This window comes from uncultured Microbacterium sp., assembly GCF_947488465.1.
GTDB lineage: Bacteria > Actinomycetota > Actinomycetes > Actinomycetales > Microbacteriaceae > Microbacterium.
On record NZ_CANKZA010000001.1, the window covers coordinates 35,221 to 49,881 of the forward strand.

18 protein-coding genes and 1 pseudogene are annotated in these 14,661 nt (G+C 66.1%); 8 read left to right on the forward strand and 11 right to left on the reverse strand.

The features are described 5' to 3' along the window. Positions 1-20 precede the first annotated feature (20 nt). The 5 genes and pseudogenes from Q0653_RS00130 to Q0653_RS00145 form a co-directional block, all read right to left on the reverse strand. A complete protein-coding gene (locus Q0653_RS00130) occupies positions 21-356 on the reverse strand; it encodes a hypothetical protein (protein ID WP_298941707.1) in 336 nt (111 codons plus the stop codon). 90 nt (positions 357-446) lie between these two features. Next, positions 447-548, reverse strand: a pseudogene (locus Q0653_RS14025) (DUF2510 domain-containing protein); the annotation flags it as partial. Positions 549-651: 103 nt separating this feature from the next. After that, positions 652-1,545 (reverse strand): HNH endonuclease, encoded by an 894-nt coding sequence (locus Q0653_RS00135; RefSeq protein ID WP_298941709.1) that lies wholly within the window; start codon positions 1,543-1,545, stop codon positions 652-654. Between the two features lie 452 nt (positions 1,546-1,997). Continuing rightward, positions 1,998-2,543 (reverse strand): GIY-YIG nuclease family protein, encoded by a 546-nt coding sequence (locus Q0653_RS00140; protein WP_298941710.1) that lies wholly within the window; start codon positions 2,541-2,543, stop codon positions 1,998-2,000. Continuing rightward, the gene (locus Q0653_RS00145; RefSeq protein WP_298941711.1) at positions 2,540-3,907 is read right to left on the reverse strand and encodes a hypothetical protein; all 1,368 of its coding nucleotides are present in this window, start codon (positions 3,905-3,907) and stop codon (positions 2,540-2,542) included. Before Q0653_RS00145 ends, Q0653_RS00140 begins: the two co-directional genes overlap by 4 nt. A gap of 179 nt (positions 3,908-4,086) precedes the next feature. Between Q0653_RS00145 and Q0653_RS00150 the strand changes: the two genes are divergently transcribed. After that, positions 4,087-4,812: an NYN domain-containing protein gene (locus tag Q0653_RS00150; protein ID WP_298941712.1), complete on the forward strand. Its 726-nt coding sequence runs from the start codon at positions 4,087-4,089 to the stop codon at positions 4,810-4,812. Positions 4,813-4,822: 10 nt separating this feature from the next. Here Q0653_RS00150 and Q0653_RS00155 read toward each other — a convergent pair whose 3' ends face one another. The 3 genes from Q0653_RS00155 to Q0653_RS00165 form a co-directional block, all read right to left on the reverse strand. After that, on the reverse strand, positions 4,823-5,377 hold the full coding sequence (locus tag Q0653_RS00155; RefSeq protein ID WP_298941714.1) for a DnaJ domain-containing protein: 555 nt from the start codon (positions 5,375-5,377) through the stop codon (positions 4,823-4,825). Beyond that, positions 5,374-5,856: a hypothetical protein gene (locus Q0653_RS00160; protein ID WP_298941716.1), complete on the reverse strand. Its 483-nt coding sequence runs from the start codon at positions 5,854-5,856 to the stop codon at positions 5,374-5,376. Before Q0653_RS00160 ends, Q0653_RS00155 begins: the two co-directional genes overlap by 4 nt. Positions 5,857-5,967: 111 nt before the next feature. Further along, positions 5,968-6,798: a nuclease-related domain-containing protein gene (locus Q0653_RS00165; protein ID WP_298941717.1), complete on the reverse strand. Its 831-nt coding sequence runs from the start codon at positions 6,796-6,798 to the stop codon at positions 5,968-5,970. Positions 6,799-7,020: 222 nt separating this feature from the next. On the opposite strand from Q0653_RS00165, the gene Q0653_RS00170 reads away from it, so the two are divergent. Continuing rightward, the gene (locus Q0653_RS00170) at positions 7,021-7,701 is read left to right on the forward strand and encodes a hypothetical protein (protein WP_298941719.1); all 681 of its coding nucleotides are present in this window, start codon (positions 7,021-7,023) and stop codon (positions 7,699-7,701) included. After that, a complete protein-coding gene (locus Q0653_RS00175) occupies positions 7,683-8,429 on the forward strand; it encodes a hypothetical protein (protein ID WP_298941721.1) in 747 nt (248 codons plus the stop codon). The genes Q0653_RS00170 and Q0653_RS00175 overlap by 19 nt, the downstream gene beginning before the upstream one ends. Before the next feature lie 14 nt (positions 8,430-8,443). On the opposite strand, the gene Q0653_RS00180 is transcribed toward Q0653_RS00175, so the two are convergent. The 3 genes from Q0653_RS00180 to Q0653_RS00190 form a co-directional block, all read right to left on the reverse strand. Further along, positions 8,444-9,049, reverse strand: a complete 606-nt coding sequence (locus Q0653_RS00180; protein ID WP_298941723.1) for a DUF262 domain-containing protein — start codon at positions 9,047-9,049, stop codon at positions 8,444-8,446. A 540-nt stretch (positions 9,050-9,589) separates the two neighbouring features. After that, positions 9,590-10,438, reverse strand: a complete 849-nt coding sequence (locus Q0653_RS00185; protein ID WP_298941724.1) for an SDR family NAD(P)-dependent oxidoreductase — start codon at positions 10,436-10,438, stop codon at positions 9,590-9,592. A 74-nt stretch (positions 10,439-10,512) separates the two neighbouring features. Next, positions 10,513-10,929: an OsmC family protein gene (locus Q0653_RS00190; RefSeq protein ID WP_298941725.1), complete on the reverse strand. Its 417-nt coding sequence runs from the start codon at positions 10,927-10,929 to the stop codon at positions 10,513-10,515. Between the two features lie 97 nt (positions 10,930-11,026). Here Q0653_RS00190 and Q0653_RS00195 point away from each other — a divergent pair, with 97 nt between their 5' ends. From Q0653_RS00195 to Q0653_RS00215, 5 genes are all read left to right on the forward strand, one after another. Beyond that, entirely contained in the window at positions 11,027-11,779 is a 753-nt protein-coding gene (locus Q0653_RS00195; protein WP_298743925.1) for an ATP-binding cassette domain-containing protein, read from the forward strand. Then, on the forward strand, positions 11,776-12,447 hold the full coding sequence (locus Q0653_RS00200; protein ID WP_298941728.1) for a methionine ABC transporter permease: 672 nt from the start codon (positions 11,776-11,778) through the stop codon (positions 12,445-12,447). Before Q0653_RS00195 ends, Q0653_RS00200 begins: the two co-directional genes overlap by 4 nt. A gap of 17 nt (positions 12,448-12,464) precedes the next feature. Further along, on the forward strand, positions 12,465-13,268 hold the full coding sequence (locus tag Q0653_RS00205; protein ID WP_298743921.1) for a MetQ/NlpA family ABC transporter substrate-binding protein: 804 nt from the start codon (positions 12,465-12,467) through the stop codon (positions 13,266-13,268). 137 nt (positions 13,269-13,405) lie between these two features. Then, a complete protein-coding gene (locus Q0653_RS00210; RefSeq protein ID WP_298941729.1) occupies positions 13,406-14,230 on the forward strand; it encodes an alpha/beta hydrolase in 825 nt (274 codons plus the stop codon). 41 nt (positions 14,231-14,271) lie between these two features. Continuing rightward, entirely contained in the window at positions 14,272-14,661 is a 390-nt protein-coding gene (locus Q0653_RS00215; RefSeq protein ID WP_298941730.1) for a hypothetical protein, read from the forward strand.

The window sequence follows — 14,661 nt, forward strand, 5'->3', positions numbered from 1 at the left end:
CCCCGGCCACGGCTCCCCGTTTAGCGTGGCAGAAGCGCTAAGAACCGTGAGTACGCAGCAAAGTAGTCCGAGATGATCTCCGTAAAGGTCGCGTCCACCTCGTACTCACGTGGCTGCACTTCGACCTCGATCCGAGCAACCTTTTCTGGGCCTATCCCGAACAGATGGCGACCACCCGTCTTCACCTCGACGGACTGGGTGCGGAGCTTGTTCACATGCGGCAACGCTTCCGTCCGAACCTCTCCACGGCCAGTTACGTCCGTCACTGACGTTGGAGTGGTGGACCAGTCCTGATCGGCGTTGACCGAGAATTCTCCAACGACCTTCGCGCCGTACCTGTTGTTGAGGTAGGTCATGGTGAGATCGTGCGCGAGTCTCTCTCGACTCACCGGCGCAGAACTCGCATCACGATCAGCCGTGTGCTCGAAGTGCGTCGCTTTGCCGGGTGCCTCGGCGACGTGGTTCGTCCACGCCGCCCCGTCCCAATAACGCTGGCTACCGTCCGATTGCGGGTACCACCCAGCTGGGGATGTGGTCATCGTGATCATTCCTCGGGATTCGGTAGCGGGATACGAAATGAAGAGATCGCCGCCATCTGGCAGCGGCCGCGGTCAAAGACGACGGGAGGTCGGAGCTACTTGATCTTCCCCGCTATTGCCGTGCGAACAGCTCGAACTTCTGCGCGAGTCGGTCTCGGTCGGGACGCGCCGCTCGGCTTGAAGGAAGTCGGATCGATCGCCCGTGCATATCCTGCAGACCGTGTCGAAGCATCGGGCCGTCGATCTCGTCGAGTAGTTGCTGGTCGATCCTCACTTCAAAGTCGGGCGTGATGCCCATCAGTGAGCGATCGTAGGCGGCGTGGTGAATCTTGCACATCGCGAGCCCATTCGTGACGTGAGCGACGCCGTTCTCCTCCGCGTCAGGGACGATGTGTGCCGCATCCAGCAACTCCGAGTGCCGGAGATCGCACACCGTGCACGCGCCGGAGTATGCGTGCAGGACACGCGCCCGAAAGATTGGCTGGTGAAGTCGGGTGTGCACGATCGACTCGGCATATCGTCGCTTCTGCTCGTCGTAGGCCAACGGATCACCGAGGAAGGAAAGTGCTTGGTCGAGCGGAAAGCGCACGACGCGGGCGATTGGATCGTTTTGCGCGATCACGATCGGGTAGTACGGGATATAGAACCCTTCTCGTACCGCGCGGAAGTAGACCAAAGGATCGCCGTTGGCCCAGGCTCGCACAAGCTTGGTGTTGTCGCCGCCCTCGCCCTCGCGATAGTGATAGGTCACCCATCCGTCGTCTGATTCGTAGTCCGAGTACTTGTTGGCCTTCCACCCCGACATGATCGACAGCGTCGCGGAGAACGTCGCAGGGTTTCGGATGCCTTTGCCACGGTCGAGTAACGGGATCTGCTCGTCGCCATAGCAGTAGCCACGGAGCACAGAACTGTGGATCTCGTAGCCGCCCTGACCGATGAACTGCTCGTCGAGCCAGCGGAAGATATCTGCGCGGATCGCGCGTTCCTCTTCGCGGCTTCTCATCATGAGATGCCAGTAATCGTGAACCCCAGCTCAGCAAGCCGGCCGGCGGCGCCCGTCCTGCCTCCACTGAACTCATCCGATGTCAGTGGGACCCCATGCTGGTACCCGTAGGAAACACCGAAGATCGCTTTCGAATCGTAGCGGCCAGTCTCTGTGGTGAGTAGATAGAGCCGTGCCGGCCCGAACCCATACTTGTGAAGAAACGCAACGCGTCCGATTCGGTCGAACTCGTCGAGAGTTCGATGGACTGCCGAACGATCGGTGAGGTCGGAGTATCGCAGCACCCTCTCAATCTAGGCCCCGCGGGCGTGGTCTCTACGGCCCTACAGCTTGTCAATCCATGTCTCTTCTTCGCGGTCATCCCACGAGTCCCCGGTTCTCACTCGAGGTGGAGCGTCGGGGCGCCGCGAGATCGGGTCGTGGAGCGCCACCAAAGCGTTGGGCGGCGCAGGCCGCTACAAAGACGGGGCGGACAACCCAGCCGCGATAGCGCGGCATTCGGCGCGCAACAGCGCGAGCTCGGGGAGTGCACGCGGGTTGTCCTGAAGGTTGAACAGCGGGGTGTGCTCGCAGATCAGTGCGACCTCGGCACCGTGCTCTTCCGCCTGTGGGAGGACCGCCCAGCTCACCTCGAGGTTGGCGTTGATCCATTCCACGATGGCTATCCGATCGGTGGGCGCGAAGCGGTAGTTCTGGATCCGCGAGCGGCCGGCGAGCGATCCGTGTGGTGGGCGATGGCCGAGCACCGCGCCGATGCTGCGGATGAACGTGCCGTTGCCTCGCGCCCGGAGCTCATTGCCGAGCAGACGCTTCAAAAGCGTCTGTCGTTCGGCTTGCCCGATATAGACGAGGCGAGTGCTGCGTTCGTCGAGTAGCGTCTGGAATGGCTCCGGAAGCTCTGCGCCGGTTCGGAGGCGGATCGCGTAGACACCGAAGTTATCGGGGACGATTGCGTCAATCTCGCGTGCCGGTCGGAACGAGCGGTCATCCAGCAGATTCATGATTCGTCGGCGTCGGCGTCGGCGTCGGCGTCGGCGTCGGCGTCGGCGTCGGCGTTGGCGTTGGCGTTGACGCGGCCCGTCGTATCGCCGCGACGTAGCTTCGATACGACGTTGCTCTTTGCCATGCCTGCCGCGTCCTTCGCAGTACTGGCAGCTTCCGTACTGAACGTTCCGACGGCCGATGCCCCTCGGATGCCGAGCTTCGCCGCAGTCTGAATGCCGGCCACCCCAGTATCACGAACGGTGTCCCGTGCTTCGCCCGCAGCGACCGTCCAACGCTTCTTCTTGAGGGCTACGCGGCTACCGGTGATGCCGATGGTCTCGTGGAAGACCAGCACGCCGTTGCCGACCTCGTTGCTGGAGCGCACCACCTCACCAGGCTTCAGGGGATGAAATAGCACCTTCTTGTTCGCCGTCACGGCGGCTGCATCCATCCGCGCGAGCAGCCGCTCGGTACTCTTCGCGATCAGGTCGCGGCGCCGACTTCGGCCCGCCTGGATGGCTTCGCGGTGCCGGTCGAGCTCCTCCGGGCGAGAGTCGAGGACTCTGTCAAGCTCGAGGACTGCTAGGCCGTCCTGGAGCTGAAAGCAGCGGGCCAGGACGGACAACCACTCTTCGACTTCCCCTTCGGCTTTCTTCGCGTTCGTTGCCAAATCTCCGACGCGCGACTTCTTCTCCATCTTCTCGGCGAGAGCGTCCAGGCGTCGCAGCGCATATGACTGCGTCTCCGCAATGGTTTGAGCCACACCGTGGAGGCTGGACCAGGTCACCTCAGAAACGCGCCCGACGTGCTCGCGCTTCAGCATGGCGTCGTCAATGACGAGTCCGACGCCGATCATGCGCGCGATCGGCGCGTCATTCTGCGCTCGCAGGATGTCGTCGACCTTTTCGTCGATCACGGCGAGGTAATCCGTGATCTCCTGCATCGTCTGCTGCATGGCGAGCTGGGCCATGATGCCCGCGGCGCCAGCCAGTAGTGCTGGGTTGGTGAGAACGGAGCCAACGGTGCCGGGCTTCACGAACTCCATGATTTTGGTGATCTTGCCATTGCTCGTGGTCACGACGGCACGGCTGACGCTGTCAGACGAACCCTTCATGGTGTTGCCGAGCTTGAGCGCCTTGGCCGATTCATCGGTGAGTTTCACCCAGCGCCCGGCGTTGGCAGCGACCTCGGATCCGCCCTTGGCTGCGGCCGAGCCCGCATTGAGTGTCGCGCTGAGCGTGTGTGACAGGTCCAGTTGTCGGGAGGGGACACCTGCTGTGAAAAGGAAGCGTTCGACGGCCAGCGGATCGCCGATAACGGCGATGCCGTCTCCGTCGCTGACGATCTCGATCTCGTCCTGCGGCTCGTCCTCGTCCGACATCTATGCCCCGTTCAGCGTGCTGATCTGCTGTGTTGAGGCTACCGGGCACGAGCGCTGCCCTGCGGCGTCGGCATCCCGCACGTTGAAAATCTCACAACGCCAAACGACCAATGCGCCAACCGTTCGGGCGATGAGGTGAGGCTGTCGTTGACTGGCTCGTGTCCTGCCATGCTTTAGCAATGGCCCCACCCGCTGATCTCCTCGCGGTTCTCATTGACGCCGACAATGTCTCGGCCTCCAAAATCGACGCGGTGCTCGCGGAGGTCGCTCGCTTCGGCACGGCATCCGTCAAGCGCATCTATGGTGACTGGACGAACACGCAGCTCAGCACTTGGAAGCAGGCGGCGAGCGAGCATGTCATCCAGCCGGTGCAGCAGTTTGCCAACACCGTCGGCAAGAACGCCACGGATAGCGCGCTGATCATCGATGCGATGGATCTGCTCTACACGCGCCGCTTCAGCGGGTTCTGCATCGTGTCGTCGGACAGCGACTTCACTCGTCTCGCGACACGCATCCGCGAGGAGGGCGTCACGGTGCACGGGTTCGGGGAACGAAAGACGCCGGTGGCCTTCCGCAACGCGTGCGACACGTTCACCTACCTCGATGTGTTGGAAGAGCCGCAGGCTGAGCCCGCGGTGGCGCCGCTCGCGCGCAAGTCGACGCTGGCGCTCCGGCAGGACACCAAGCTCGTGGCTGGCCTGCGCACATGCATCACGACCGCGTCCGGCGAAGACGGCTGGGCGAACCTCTCCGCTGTCGGCTCGCTCATGCGCAAGCAGCAGCCCGACTTCGACTCCCGCAACTGGGGCTACGCCAAGCTCTCCGACCTCGTGAAGGCGATCGGGCTGTTCGGGATCGAACCACGACCCACAGGCGGCATACAGATTCGCAACACGTCGAAGTAGACCCCGCCGACTACAGCACGTAGGCGGCAACGTAGCTGCCGCCGACGATCACCACCGCCAGCGCGCCGACGCTCGACCATGCGACAACGCGCGGCCAGTCGATCCACCGGCGCGTGCGCGTTCCGGGGCCGAAACCCGCGGCATCCGATGCCTTCACGAACTCGTCGAAGCGGATCGTGACACGCGGCGCCTCCGCACGCGGCCGCGACTCGCTCGTGCGCGGGCGTGCACGCTCACGCTGTGGCGCGGGAGCGGTCGCGGTCTGGGAGTGCGTGCCACCGGCTGTGGTCGGCGGTGCGTGCGTCGCGCCGCCGGAACGGGCCGTCGCTGCACCAGCAGCGGGCGCGGCGACGCGGGTGGAATCGCTCGTGAACTTCACGAGGATGTCGTGTGCTTCGCGGGCGCGAGCAAACTCGCGGCCGAGCTGCCGTCGCCTCGCCTCATTCTCGGACGGATGCCGGTCCGGATGCACCGCGCGGGCGCGTCGACGGAACGCCTCGCGAATCTCTGCCACGTCCGCGTCGCGGGACACGCCGAGCGTCTCCCGCGCTTCATCGAGCGTCACGAGGCATCCAGGATGTAGCGCTGGTATTCGCGAGCGAGCCGCTCGTTCCGGGAGCGCTCGGCACCCGTCGTCACGTGGACGAGCAGCTCGCTCGTCATCCGCTTTCTCCGCGCGCGGAACACGATTAGGCAGACGAGTCCGATGACGAGGAACAGCATCGCCGCCAGCGTCAGAATCGTGAGCTGGAGAACCGTGGCACCGACGAGTGCTACGGCGCAGGCGACGGCCGCGATGTTCGATGCCCGCATCCATCCCTGCAGCGGCGCGTAGTACTTTCTCGCGGCGATATCCCAGGTCTTGTTGGGCGTCCAGAACCGCCAGCCCTTCGGGGCGGGTTTCAGTCCGGCTGCCGGCGTCCAACCTTCGGGGGGCTGCCAGAACGTATTCGCGCGGATCCACTGGTCAGTGGGAGTCGGCCAGCCGCGGGGCGCCAGATAGTCGCCGCGCACGCCGGAGACGCGGATTCGTCGGGGGGTCACGAATCTGTCCTTCGCTATCGAGATGATGTTGATCAGCAGAGTAGCGGGACCCAGCAGCCGGGCCGCTCGCGGCGCCCGCATGTGTGCCGGCGAGACGCACGTGAGCGGAGCCTACCCGCCAAGCAGGCGGCCGAAGTAGTCGAGCGCCATCTGCACACTGACACCCAGGATCGCAATCAGCAGGGCACCGCCCCAGATCATCCGAACGCGCTTCGCGCCGACGACCTCCCGGTGCAACGCGTCGAAGCCGGAAACGTCGGTCTCGTGTTTGGGCTCGCTTGTCCAGGTTGCGGCATCGCGCACGAGCGTCGACAGCGCGGCCGTCTGCGACTCATCGAGTCGAGGCTTCTGCTTCTTCAGCCAACGGGTGAGCCGCGCGATATCCAGCACGGCGATGTCCGCGGGCTGCTCTCGAATGGTGATCTGCTTGGCGCCGACGATGGCGATGACTCCGCCTACGGGAACGTCCGTTGCGGCAGCAGCGGATAGGAGCTTCTGCGTTCTCGTCGCTTCGTAGCGCGTGTTGCGCAGGTGGTCCGTGGCCTGTCCGTTGACGAGCAGTCGGCGGCTACCCACCCACACCCGCGCATCCTCATGGAACTTGGTATTGATCGTGAACACGCCCGCCGTGCCAACGACGACGTGGTCGATATCGCTGCCGCGCGTCCCGATTGGCACCGAGTGCAAGACGGTCCACTCGTCGCCGAGCGAGTCGAGACGGCTGGCGACGTCGAGCTCGCCGAGTGCGCCGACATACCAGGGACGCGATTCGTCCGACAGCGGCGATCGTCCGAACCTGCGCGCGACTGCACCGCGCGGTGGAACGTCAGCCTGGACACGCAAGCATTCGGCCATGACGGATGCCGCGGCTACAGTCCCGAATGTCGACGAGGTCGGAGCGGGGGAGTCGAGCGGCAGCTGAGGGGGGAGTTCAGATGTCATCGGGCTGAGTCTAAGGAGGTTGGGGGTGCCGGCGTGTGCAGGTCGACGAGCGAGCGCAAGTCGCCCCCGCATCGAGCATCGGCACGAGCGGGTCCTACGTGCCGGTGCCGCCGGGCAGCGGTCCCGACGGCGGGGAGTGTCATCGGCGAACGCACACCGACCGTTTGCGCGCGGCGCGCCAACTCTGTGTCACAATAGTTCCAAGTTTGGAGGTATTCTGCAATGGTCGACTTGACGGCGACCGAACTCGCCAGCCGCCTCGGAGTCTCGCGGCGCCACGCCATCGACCTCCTCGCCGAAGGCTCCATCGCCGGGCGCAAACTCTCCTCCGGCGCGTGGCTGGCCGACGCTGACTCCGTGCTCCGCTACGAAACGTCTGCTCGCCGCGGCGGTGGTCGAAAGCTCGACGTCGACACCGCGTGGGGACTGCTGTGGGAGCTCAGCGGCCTCGAGGCGACCTGGCTAACCCCCAGCACCCTTTCGCGCACACGCCGACGACTGCGCACATGGGGTGCCGACGAGCTCGCGCGCGCCGTCTCAGGGCGCACCCGAGCGCACCGCTACCGTGCCGCCAATGCCACCAAGGCCGGGGAAGAGCTCATCGCTACCGGCCGCTCCGCCGCCGGCCAGCTGCGCGTCGGACTCATGGACGACACCCGCCAGGTTTCCGGCTACGTCCGCCGCGGCGGAATCGACGAGTACGCCCGCACGCACTTCATGGTGGCCTCGACCAGCGGCCAAGACGTCCTCTACGACAACACGCTCCCCATCGCATACGACGGTGAGGCGATGCCGGCCGCGGTTATCGCCGCGGACCTCGCCGTCAGCACCGACACAAGGGAACGCAGTGGCGGTCTGCGAGCTCTCGACGAGCTGAGGAACGCATGGCTGGCCTCGAACTGACCGTGGACATGGGGGACGACGACCTTCTCCCCGCATGGCGGACGGTCATCGACGTAGCCGGCACCGGGATCTCGGAGAACCTCACACTTGTGGGTGGCCTCATGGTCGCAACCCACGGCAGTAGGGCCGGGGTGGCGATGCGCCGGTCCACCGACGACATGGACGCGCTCGTGGACTACTGGGCCGACCGCAGCTCTCTGGCCGGGACCCGGGCCGCCCTGGCCCAGATCGGGTTCGAGCTCGTCGAGAGCGAAGAGCATGCCTATCGATTTGTGCACGCGGACGGCCGCAAGGTAGACATCATGGTCGCCGACCATCTGCCCTCCCGGATGCGGCCGAGGCTCGCGCAACGACCCGCGTTCGCTGCGCCCGCCGGAGAGCAGGCTATCCGCCGCCGCGACACGTACACGCTGATCTTCAACGGCGGTGCCCGCGTCGTCCTCGGTGTGCCCGATGAGCTCGGCGCGCTGGTCGCCAAAGGAGCGGCATATCTCGTGGACAACCGCGATCGGGCCCGCCACCTCGACGATGCCGCCGTCCTCCTTGCCAGCGTCACCGACGCGTCCGAGCTCGCCTACGACACGATGAGCGCGAACGACCGGCACAGGCTTCGCGCCATCCTCGAGAACGTAGGTGACGAGCGGCACTCGAGCTGGGTGAATCTCGATCGGGCCGACCGAGAACGGGGGCTCATGAACGCCACACTCATCGCAGGCGCGGTCGGGTGACTGGCTTCGGCGCGTCAGGTGTTGATCCCGAATGCGCGCAGCAGCGGGACGCGGGGGATCATCCGGCGCGGGCCGAGCTGGATCGTGGGGATGGTTCCGCTTTCGATGCCGAGCTTGATCGTGCGGTAATCCTCGATGTGCGCGGCGTCTACGTCCGGGTTGGCGTCCATATAGGCCTTGGTGGCTGAAAAGGTTGATGGCGCGTTGACGAAGGCGGCGACATCCGAAATCCACGCGGAGTCCCGCTCGATCACCGGGGTGAGCGTTGCGAACTGCTCCGTTGCGGGATTGAAGGCGATCTTGATGCGCTTTTTCTTGTAGCTCTTGTCGACAACAGGCTGGCCGACGAGTGCCGCGGTCATTGCCGTAATGCGCTGTTGCCCGTCAATGAGGATCTGCCGAAATGATGACTTTGACCCGTCTTTGAGGCCGACATCGGCGCTCTGCCACGTGATCAGGTAGCCGATCGGGAACCCGTTGTAGAGCGAATCAAGAAGATCGCGGACCTTGGTGGAGTCCCACACAAAGGGGCGTTGCATTTCGGGGATAGCAACTTGCCCGGACTTCACCCACGTTAGGAGGGTCTCGACTGAGTGCTGTTGAACGGTGTACTTCGACAAGCGCGCGTCCTCCGTGCGTCTCTTGGACCATGATTGCTTCGCTTTCCACGCATCATGCCGGATGCCCCGAAGCGCAGCGCCCGCGCAATCATCTTGGCTGGAAACTGGTTCTCCGCCGTTTTGGCCTGATCCTCAACCGCCACCTAAGGCGAAACCGCCAGCAGCTCGTTCCTCACGTCCAGTCTCTGTTCCGCGATATTGCAGCTCAGCGCTGATCCAGGGTGTCCAGCGCCGTCGCGCCGGCGAGGAAGAGTCCACCCGCGGCCTCCCAGGTGAGCGTCTTCGGCTTCTGCACGATCGCTGCCACCGGCACGGTGATATATGTCGCGTGCGCGCCAGATCGCAGATGGCCGACGACCTCCGTGCCCGGGACGGAAATCCCGTGCGTTCTCGCCTGAGGCGACCACGATCCCCGCGACCTTGGTCCGATCAGGCTTCTTCGCCATGGTTCACCTCGCGGAGCGGGTGTTGCTTAGCCTATCTAGCAAAATTGCTGTGGGGTGGGTTCCGTCTCCGTCGAAATCCGGATGACCGCCGCGCTCACGGATGCCGCACGCCACCGCCCGCGAGCACCGCACGGTATCCCTCGCGGAAGCTCGGATACGTGAACGTGAACCCCGTCGAGCGCAGGAGGGCGTTGGAGATCCGCTTGTCGCCAGCGGCCTGCCGCCCGGTCGCCTCACCCTGAGTCGGCAGTGCAACGCCCATCTCCGCGGCGAGAAAGCGCAGCACCTCATCCAACCTCGCCGGTTCGTCGTCGCTGCCCAGCACCAGGGGTGGGGGATTTTCGAGACCGGCGAGGTGCACGATGGCGGCAGCGGCGTCATCGCGATGGATGCGGTTCGTGTGCGGTGATGTCGCGGGAGCCGCGAGCCGGGCGGTGCCTGAGCGCACCTGCTCGATGAGCCGCTCGCGGCCTGGACCGTAAATGCCCGACAGCCTCACCAGTGTCGCCGCCGGCGCCCGCGAGCGCAGGAGCTTCTCTGCCTCGAGCAGCACGTCGGCGGTGGCCGAGCCTCCTACGGCGGGAGTGCTCTCCGTGACCGTCTCCCCGCCGTCGACGTCATACACCGCCGTCGACGAGACCACGAGCACGCGAGGATCGGCCGGGGACGCCTCGATCCCGTCGAGAACATTCCGGAGCCCGGTGACATACGTCTCGCGGTAGGCCGCGGCGGTGCGGCTTTCGGCGGTAAGGGCGACCACGACCGTCGTGGTGTCGTCATCGATCGTGGGGACCTGGTGGCGGAGGTCCACCGAGCGCCCCTCGGTCGGTGCTCGCAGCAGCTCCGCTTCGCGTCGCATGCCGACCACGCGATGGCCCTGCGCGGCGAACCGCAGGCCGACCTCCGTGCCGAGGTCGCCGCATCCCGCAATGATCACTGTCATGTGATCAACCCTGTCACCGTGGCGGGATGCCGGGTGACGTCGGCGGGCAAGGCGTCCGACGTTGGCAGCGGGATCTACGGCGCCGAATACGGCTCCGCGTGTGCCCTCACCGTCGTTGCCTCGCGCAGCAGCTTCGATACCGGGCACCGCGCCTCCGCGGCGGCGAGGAGCTCTTCGGTCTCGGCCATGCTCCCGCCCTCGAGGGAGAGATAGGCATCCAGGTGAAACTCGAACCCGGGGCCGGGCTCGGCATCCATCAATGCCACGTCGACGCGCACGGCTGTGCGGGCGGCGCCACCGTTGATGACGTGCGCGGTGGCGTTCAAGCATGTGGCCCACGCGAGCGCCAACAACTGCTCGGGGTTGGATGCCGCCGGATCGAGGTCGGCGCTCAACGGTGAGGCCACCGGAACGTCCATGCCTCCGACGACCCGGCTCCAGCCGTCGGCACCGTCGGTGTTGATGATCTCGGTCCGGTACCTGACGCTCATTTCTCAATTATAATTGGACGCGGTACAAGAACAGCGCTGCACTGGTCGCCGAACAAGGGAAGCACGACACGAGATGGCGACACCGGGCACTGCCGTTGTGGAATTCACGGACGTCACGAAGACGTTCGGGGATCACGCGGGCGAACCTCCCGCGCTCCACGACATCACCCTCGCGATCGCGCGCGGCGAGATCTTCGGGGTCATTGGCGAGAGCGGCGCCGGCAAATCGACGCTCCTGCGGATGATCAACGGACTCACGTCGCCGGACTCCGGCTCGCTGACGGTGCTGGGCCAGCCGATGGCGACCCTCGCCCGCGGGCCGCTGCGCGACCTGCGCCGTGACATCGGTGTCGTGTTCCAGGGCATCGACCTGCTTACCAGCCGCACGGTGCGACGCAACGTCGCGGTGCCCCTCCGGTTGCGGCGCGGCACGGGCGCGGCGATGTCGCGCGCCGAGGAGCGTCGCGCGGTCGACGAGATCCTCGAGTTCGTCGGGCTGAGTCACCGCGCCGACCATTACCCGGCGCAGTTGAGTGGGGGAGAGAAGCAGCGCGTCGGTCTTGCTCGCGCGCTCATCACCCGCCCGGCCCTGCTGCTCTGCGACGAGCCGACCTCGTCTCTCGACACCTCGACCACGGGCGACGTTCTCCGCGTGCTCGAAGGCGCCCGCGAGCGCTTCGGCACGACCGTCGTCGTCATCACCCACGATCTCGATGTCGTCAAGGCGATCTGCGATCGGGTGGCGCTGCTCGAGCACGGCCGGCTCCGCGAGGAGTTCCACATCCAGAAGACCGACTACCGGACCCTCCCGAACTACTACGAGCAGGTCACGCGGGAGCTGCGGCCATGACCTGGCTCACCGACCTGCTCGCCGAGTACGGCGACGACATGCTCGAGGCGCTCGCCGAGACCGGCTACATGCTGGTCGTCTCGCTGGCGGCGGCCGTGATCATCGGCCTGCCCCTCGGCGTGACCGTGTTCCTCACCCGCGCCGGCGGCTTCGCCGAGAACCGTGCGCTGTGGCGCGTGGGAAACCTGTACATCAACATCGTCCGCTCGTTCCCGTTCCTGCTGCTTGTGGTCTTCCTGATCCCGTTCACCCGGCTCGTGATGGGAACCACGTTCGGCACGCAGGCCGCGACGCTGCCGCTGTGCGTCGTGGCGGTCGCGATCTACGCGCGCCTGGTCGAGCAGATCCTGCTCGAAGTGCCGCCCGGAATCTCGCGTGTTGCCACCTCCATGGGCGCCACGGTGCCGCAAGCGGTGGGCCAGTTCTTTCTCCCCGAGGCGCGCTCCGGCCTCGTCTACGCGCTGACCTCGGCCGCGATCAGCCTGCTCTCGTACTCGACCGTGCTGGGTGTCGTCGGTGGCGGGGGGATCGGCGACTTCGCCATGCGCTACGGCTACCAGGAGTACAACAACGCCCTCATGTACCTCACCATCGCGATCATCATCGTCTGCGTGCTGCTGATCCAACTGATCGGCCATCGCATCTCCGTCCGTCTCGACCACCGTTGAAACCCACAAGGAACTCCATGCGCTCTTCGTCTCTGCCCGGCCTCGGCCTGCTACTCGCCTCTGCCGTCCTCGTCTCGGGGTGCGCGGCATCCACCACCGACGAGGGCGACATCGTGACCCTGCAGGTCGCGGCCGTCACGTCGCCCATGACGGATGTCGTCGAAGCGGCCGGTGAGGCCATCGACGACGGCTACGAGATCGAACTCGTCGAGGTCGCCGACTACGTCACCGCGAACACGATCCTCCAGGCCGGCGACGTCGACGCGAACTTCTCGCAGCACGTGCCCTACATGGAATCGTTCAACGCGGCCAACGACGGCACTCTCGTGGGGGTGCAGCCGGTGTACGACTTCATCATCGCGTTCTATTCGAAGACACTGACCGACATCGACGACCTCGAGGTCGGCGCCACGGTCGCGATCCCCAACGATCCCTCCAACACCGGCCGGGCGCTGCGGCTGCTCGCAAACGAGGGGATCATCACGCTCGATCCGGCGATCGACCCGTATGCGGCGACACCCGAGGACATCACCGAGAACCCGAAAGAGCTCCAGTTTCTGCAGGTCGCGATCAGCGCGCTGAACACGGCGTACGACGAGGCCGACCTCGTCTTCCAATGGCCCTCGCACATCGCGGCGCTCGGGCTCACCCCGCAGGACGACGGCCTCATCACCGAACTCGACGACACCTTCGCGCTCAACCTCGTGGTCCGGGGCGAGGATGCTGATTCCGCCGCCACCGCGGCGCTGAAGAAGGCGTTCACGAGCGACGAGGTGCGCGAGTTCATCGAGTCGAACGGGACCATCACCACCGCGTTCTGAGGGTTGACGATCGCGCATCGTCGGTCAGCGCGGGGTCGCGACGTTCGGCGCGGGGCGGTGGCGAGGGTTCGCTGAGGGATTTGGTGCGGAGAGCGTTTCGGATCGGATGCGCGCCGCTCTCCGGCTACCCTCGGCCCATGAGCGTTGCCCTCGACGTCCCGCTTGCCGATGGAAGAGTGCTCCGTGCGTACGACTCGGGCGGAAGCGGCCCGGTCATCATGTGGTTCCACGGCTCTCCCCAGACCGGACGCGTCCTGCCGCCGGTTCTGGAGGCAGCGTCGGCGCGCGGCATCCGCATGCTGTCGTACGCACGCCCGTCCTACGGCGGGTCGACGCCGAGGCCCGGGCGCGACGTGGCGTCGGCCGCCGCGGACATGGCGGCGGTCGCGGATGCCGCCGGTGTCGAACGGTTCGCGACGCTGGGCGCCTCGGGGGGAGGGCCGCACGCGCTCGCCGGAGCCGCGCTCCTTCCCGGCCGCGTGACGGCGGCCGCGACCCTCGCCGGGATCGCGCCGTTCGAGGACGATCCAGGGTGGTGGGGCGGCATGGCGGCGCCCGGCGGTCTCCGGGCCGCCCGTGACGGCCGCGATGCGCGCGCGTCGTTCGCTGAGACCGAGGAATTCGAGCCGACCAGCTTCTCAGGCGCCGACTACGCCGCGCTCGATGGGCCGTGGGCGTCGCTCGGCGAGGATGTGGAGGCATCCGCGCAGTGGGGCGATGACGGACTCATCGACGATGATCTCGCCTTCACCCGGCCGTGGGGTGTCGACCTCGCCGACATCCGTGTGCCCGTGCTCCTGGTGCAGGGGAGCGATGATCGGGTGATCCCGCCCGAGCACGCCGAGCGGCTGCACCGCAGCATCGGCTGCTCGGAGCTGTGGCGCCGCGCGGGGGCCGGCCATATTTCGGTGCTCGACGCCGTGCCCGACGCGATGGACTGGATCCTCGCGCAGGAGCGGTGATCGCACACTGACGTGTCGGAGGTGGGTCGTAGTCTCCACGTGTGGCCACTCTCGAGGATGTGCGCGTGATCGCCGCCGGCTTGCCGGGGAGCGAAGAGCGTGCGATGACCGGCGGCGCTGCGTGGTTCGTGCGCGGAAAGCTGTACGCGTGGGAGTGTCACCCCTGGCCCAGCATCCCGGTCGATATGCGCGAGATCATCGCATCGGAACTCGTCGTCGGGGTGAAGATCGCCGACCCGATGGATGCCGTGGCCCTCCGCGAGATGGCACCCGACGTGTTCCTGCGCACGACGACGCGCTGGGGCGAGCCCAAGGTCGCGTTCCGGATGGCGGGCATCGGCGGGGATCATCTCGCGGAGCTCGTGACCGAGGCGTGGCGGGTGCAGGCGCCGAGGTATCTGCGGCGCGAGCATGGCGACGTCGACATTTAG

Coding starts and splice junctions, on each gene's coding strand:
- Q0653_RS00200 (WP_298941728.1), top strand. CDS start 11,776: ATGACCTGGCTCACCGACCTGCTCGCCGAGTACGGCGACGACATGCTC.
- Q0653_RS00170 (WP_298941719.1), top strand. CDS start 7,021: ATGGTCGACTTGACGGCGACCGAACTCGCCAGCCGCCTCGGAGTCTCG.
- Q0653_RS00145 (WP_298941711.1), bottom strand. CDS start 3,907: ATGTCGGACGAGGACGAGCCGCAGGACGAGATCGAGATCGTCAGCGAC.
- Q0653_RS00135 (WP_298941709.1), bottom strand. CDS start 1,545: ATGATGAGAAGCCGCGAAGAGGAACGCGCGATCCGCGCAGATATCTTC.
- Q0653_RS00205 (WP_298743921.1), top strand. CDS start 12,465: ATGCGCTCTTCGTCTCTGCCCGGCCTCGGCCTGCTACTCGCCTCTGCC.
- Q0653_RS00150 (WP_298941712.1), top strand. CDS start 4,087: ATGGCCCCACCCGCTGATCTCCTCGCGGTTCTCATTGACGCCGACAAT.
- Q0653_RS00175 (WP_298941721.1), top strand. CDS start 7,683: ATGGCTGGCCTCGAACTGACCGTGGACATGGGGGACGACGACCTTCTC.
- Q0653_RS00140 (WP_298941710.1), bottom strand. CDS start 2,543: ATGAATCTGCTGGATGACCGCTCGTTCCGACCGGCACGCGAGATTGAC.
- Q0653_RS00165 (WP_298941717.1), bottom strand. CDS start 6,798: ATGACATCTGAACTCCCCCCTCAGCTGCCGCTCGACTCCCCCGCTCCG.
- Q0653_RS00130 (WP_298941707.1), bottom strand. CDS start 356: ATGACCTACCTCAACAACAGGTACGGCGCGAAGGTCGTTGGAGAATTC.
- Q0653_RS00210 (WP_298941729.1), top strand. CDS start 13,406: ATGAGCGTTGCCCTCGACGTCCCGCTTGCCGATGGAAGAGTGCTCCGT.
- Q0653_RS00185 (WP_298941724.1), bottom strand. CDS start 10,438: ATGACAGTGATCATTGCGGGATGCGGCGACCTCGGCACGGAGGTCGGC.
- Q0653_RS00190 (WP_298941725.1), bottom strand. CDS start 10,929: ATGAGCGTCAGGTACCGGACCGAGATCATCAACACCGACGGTGCCGAC.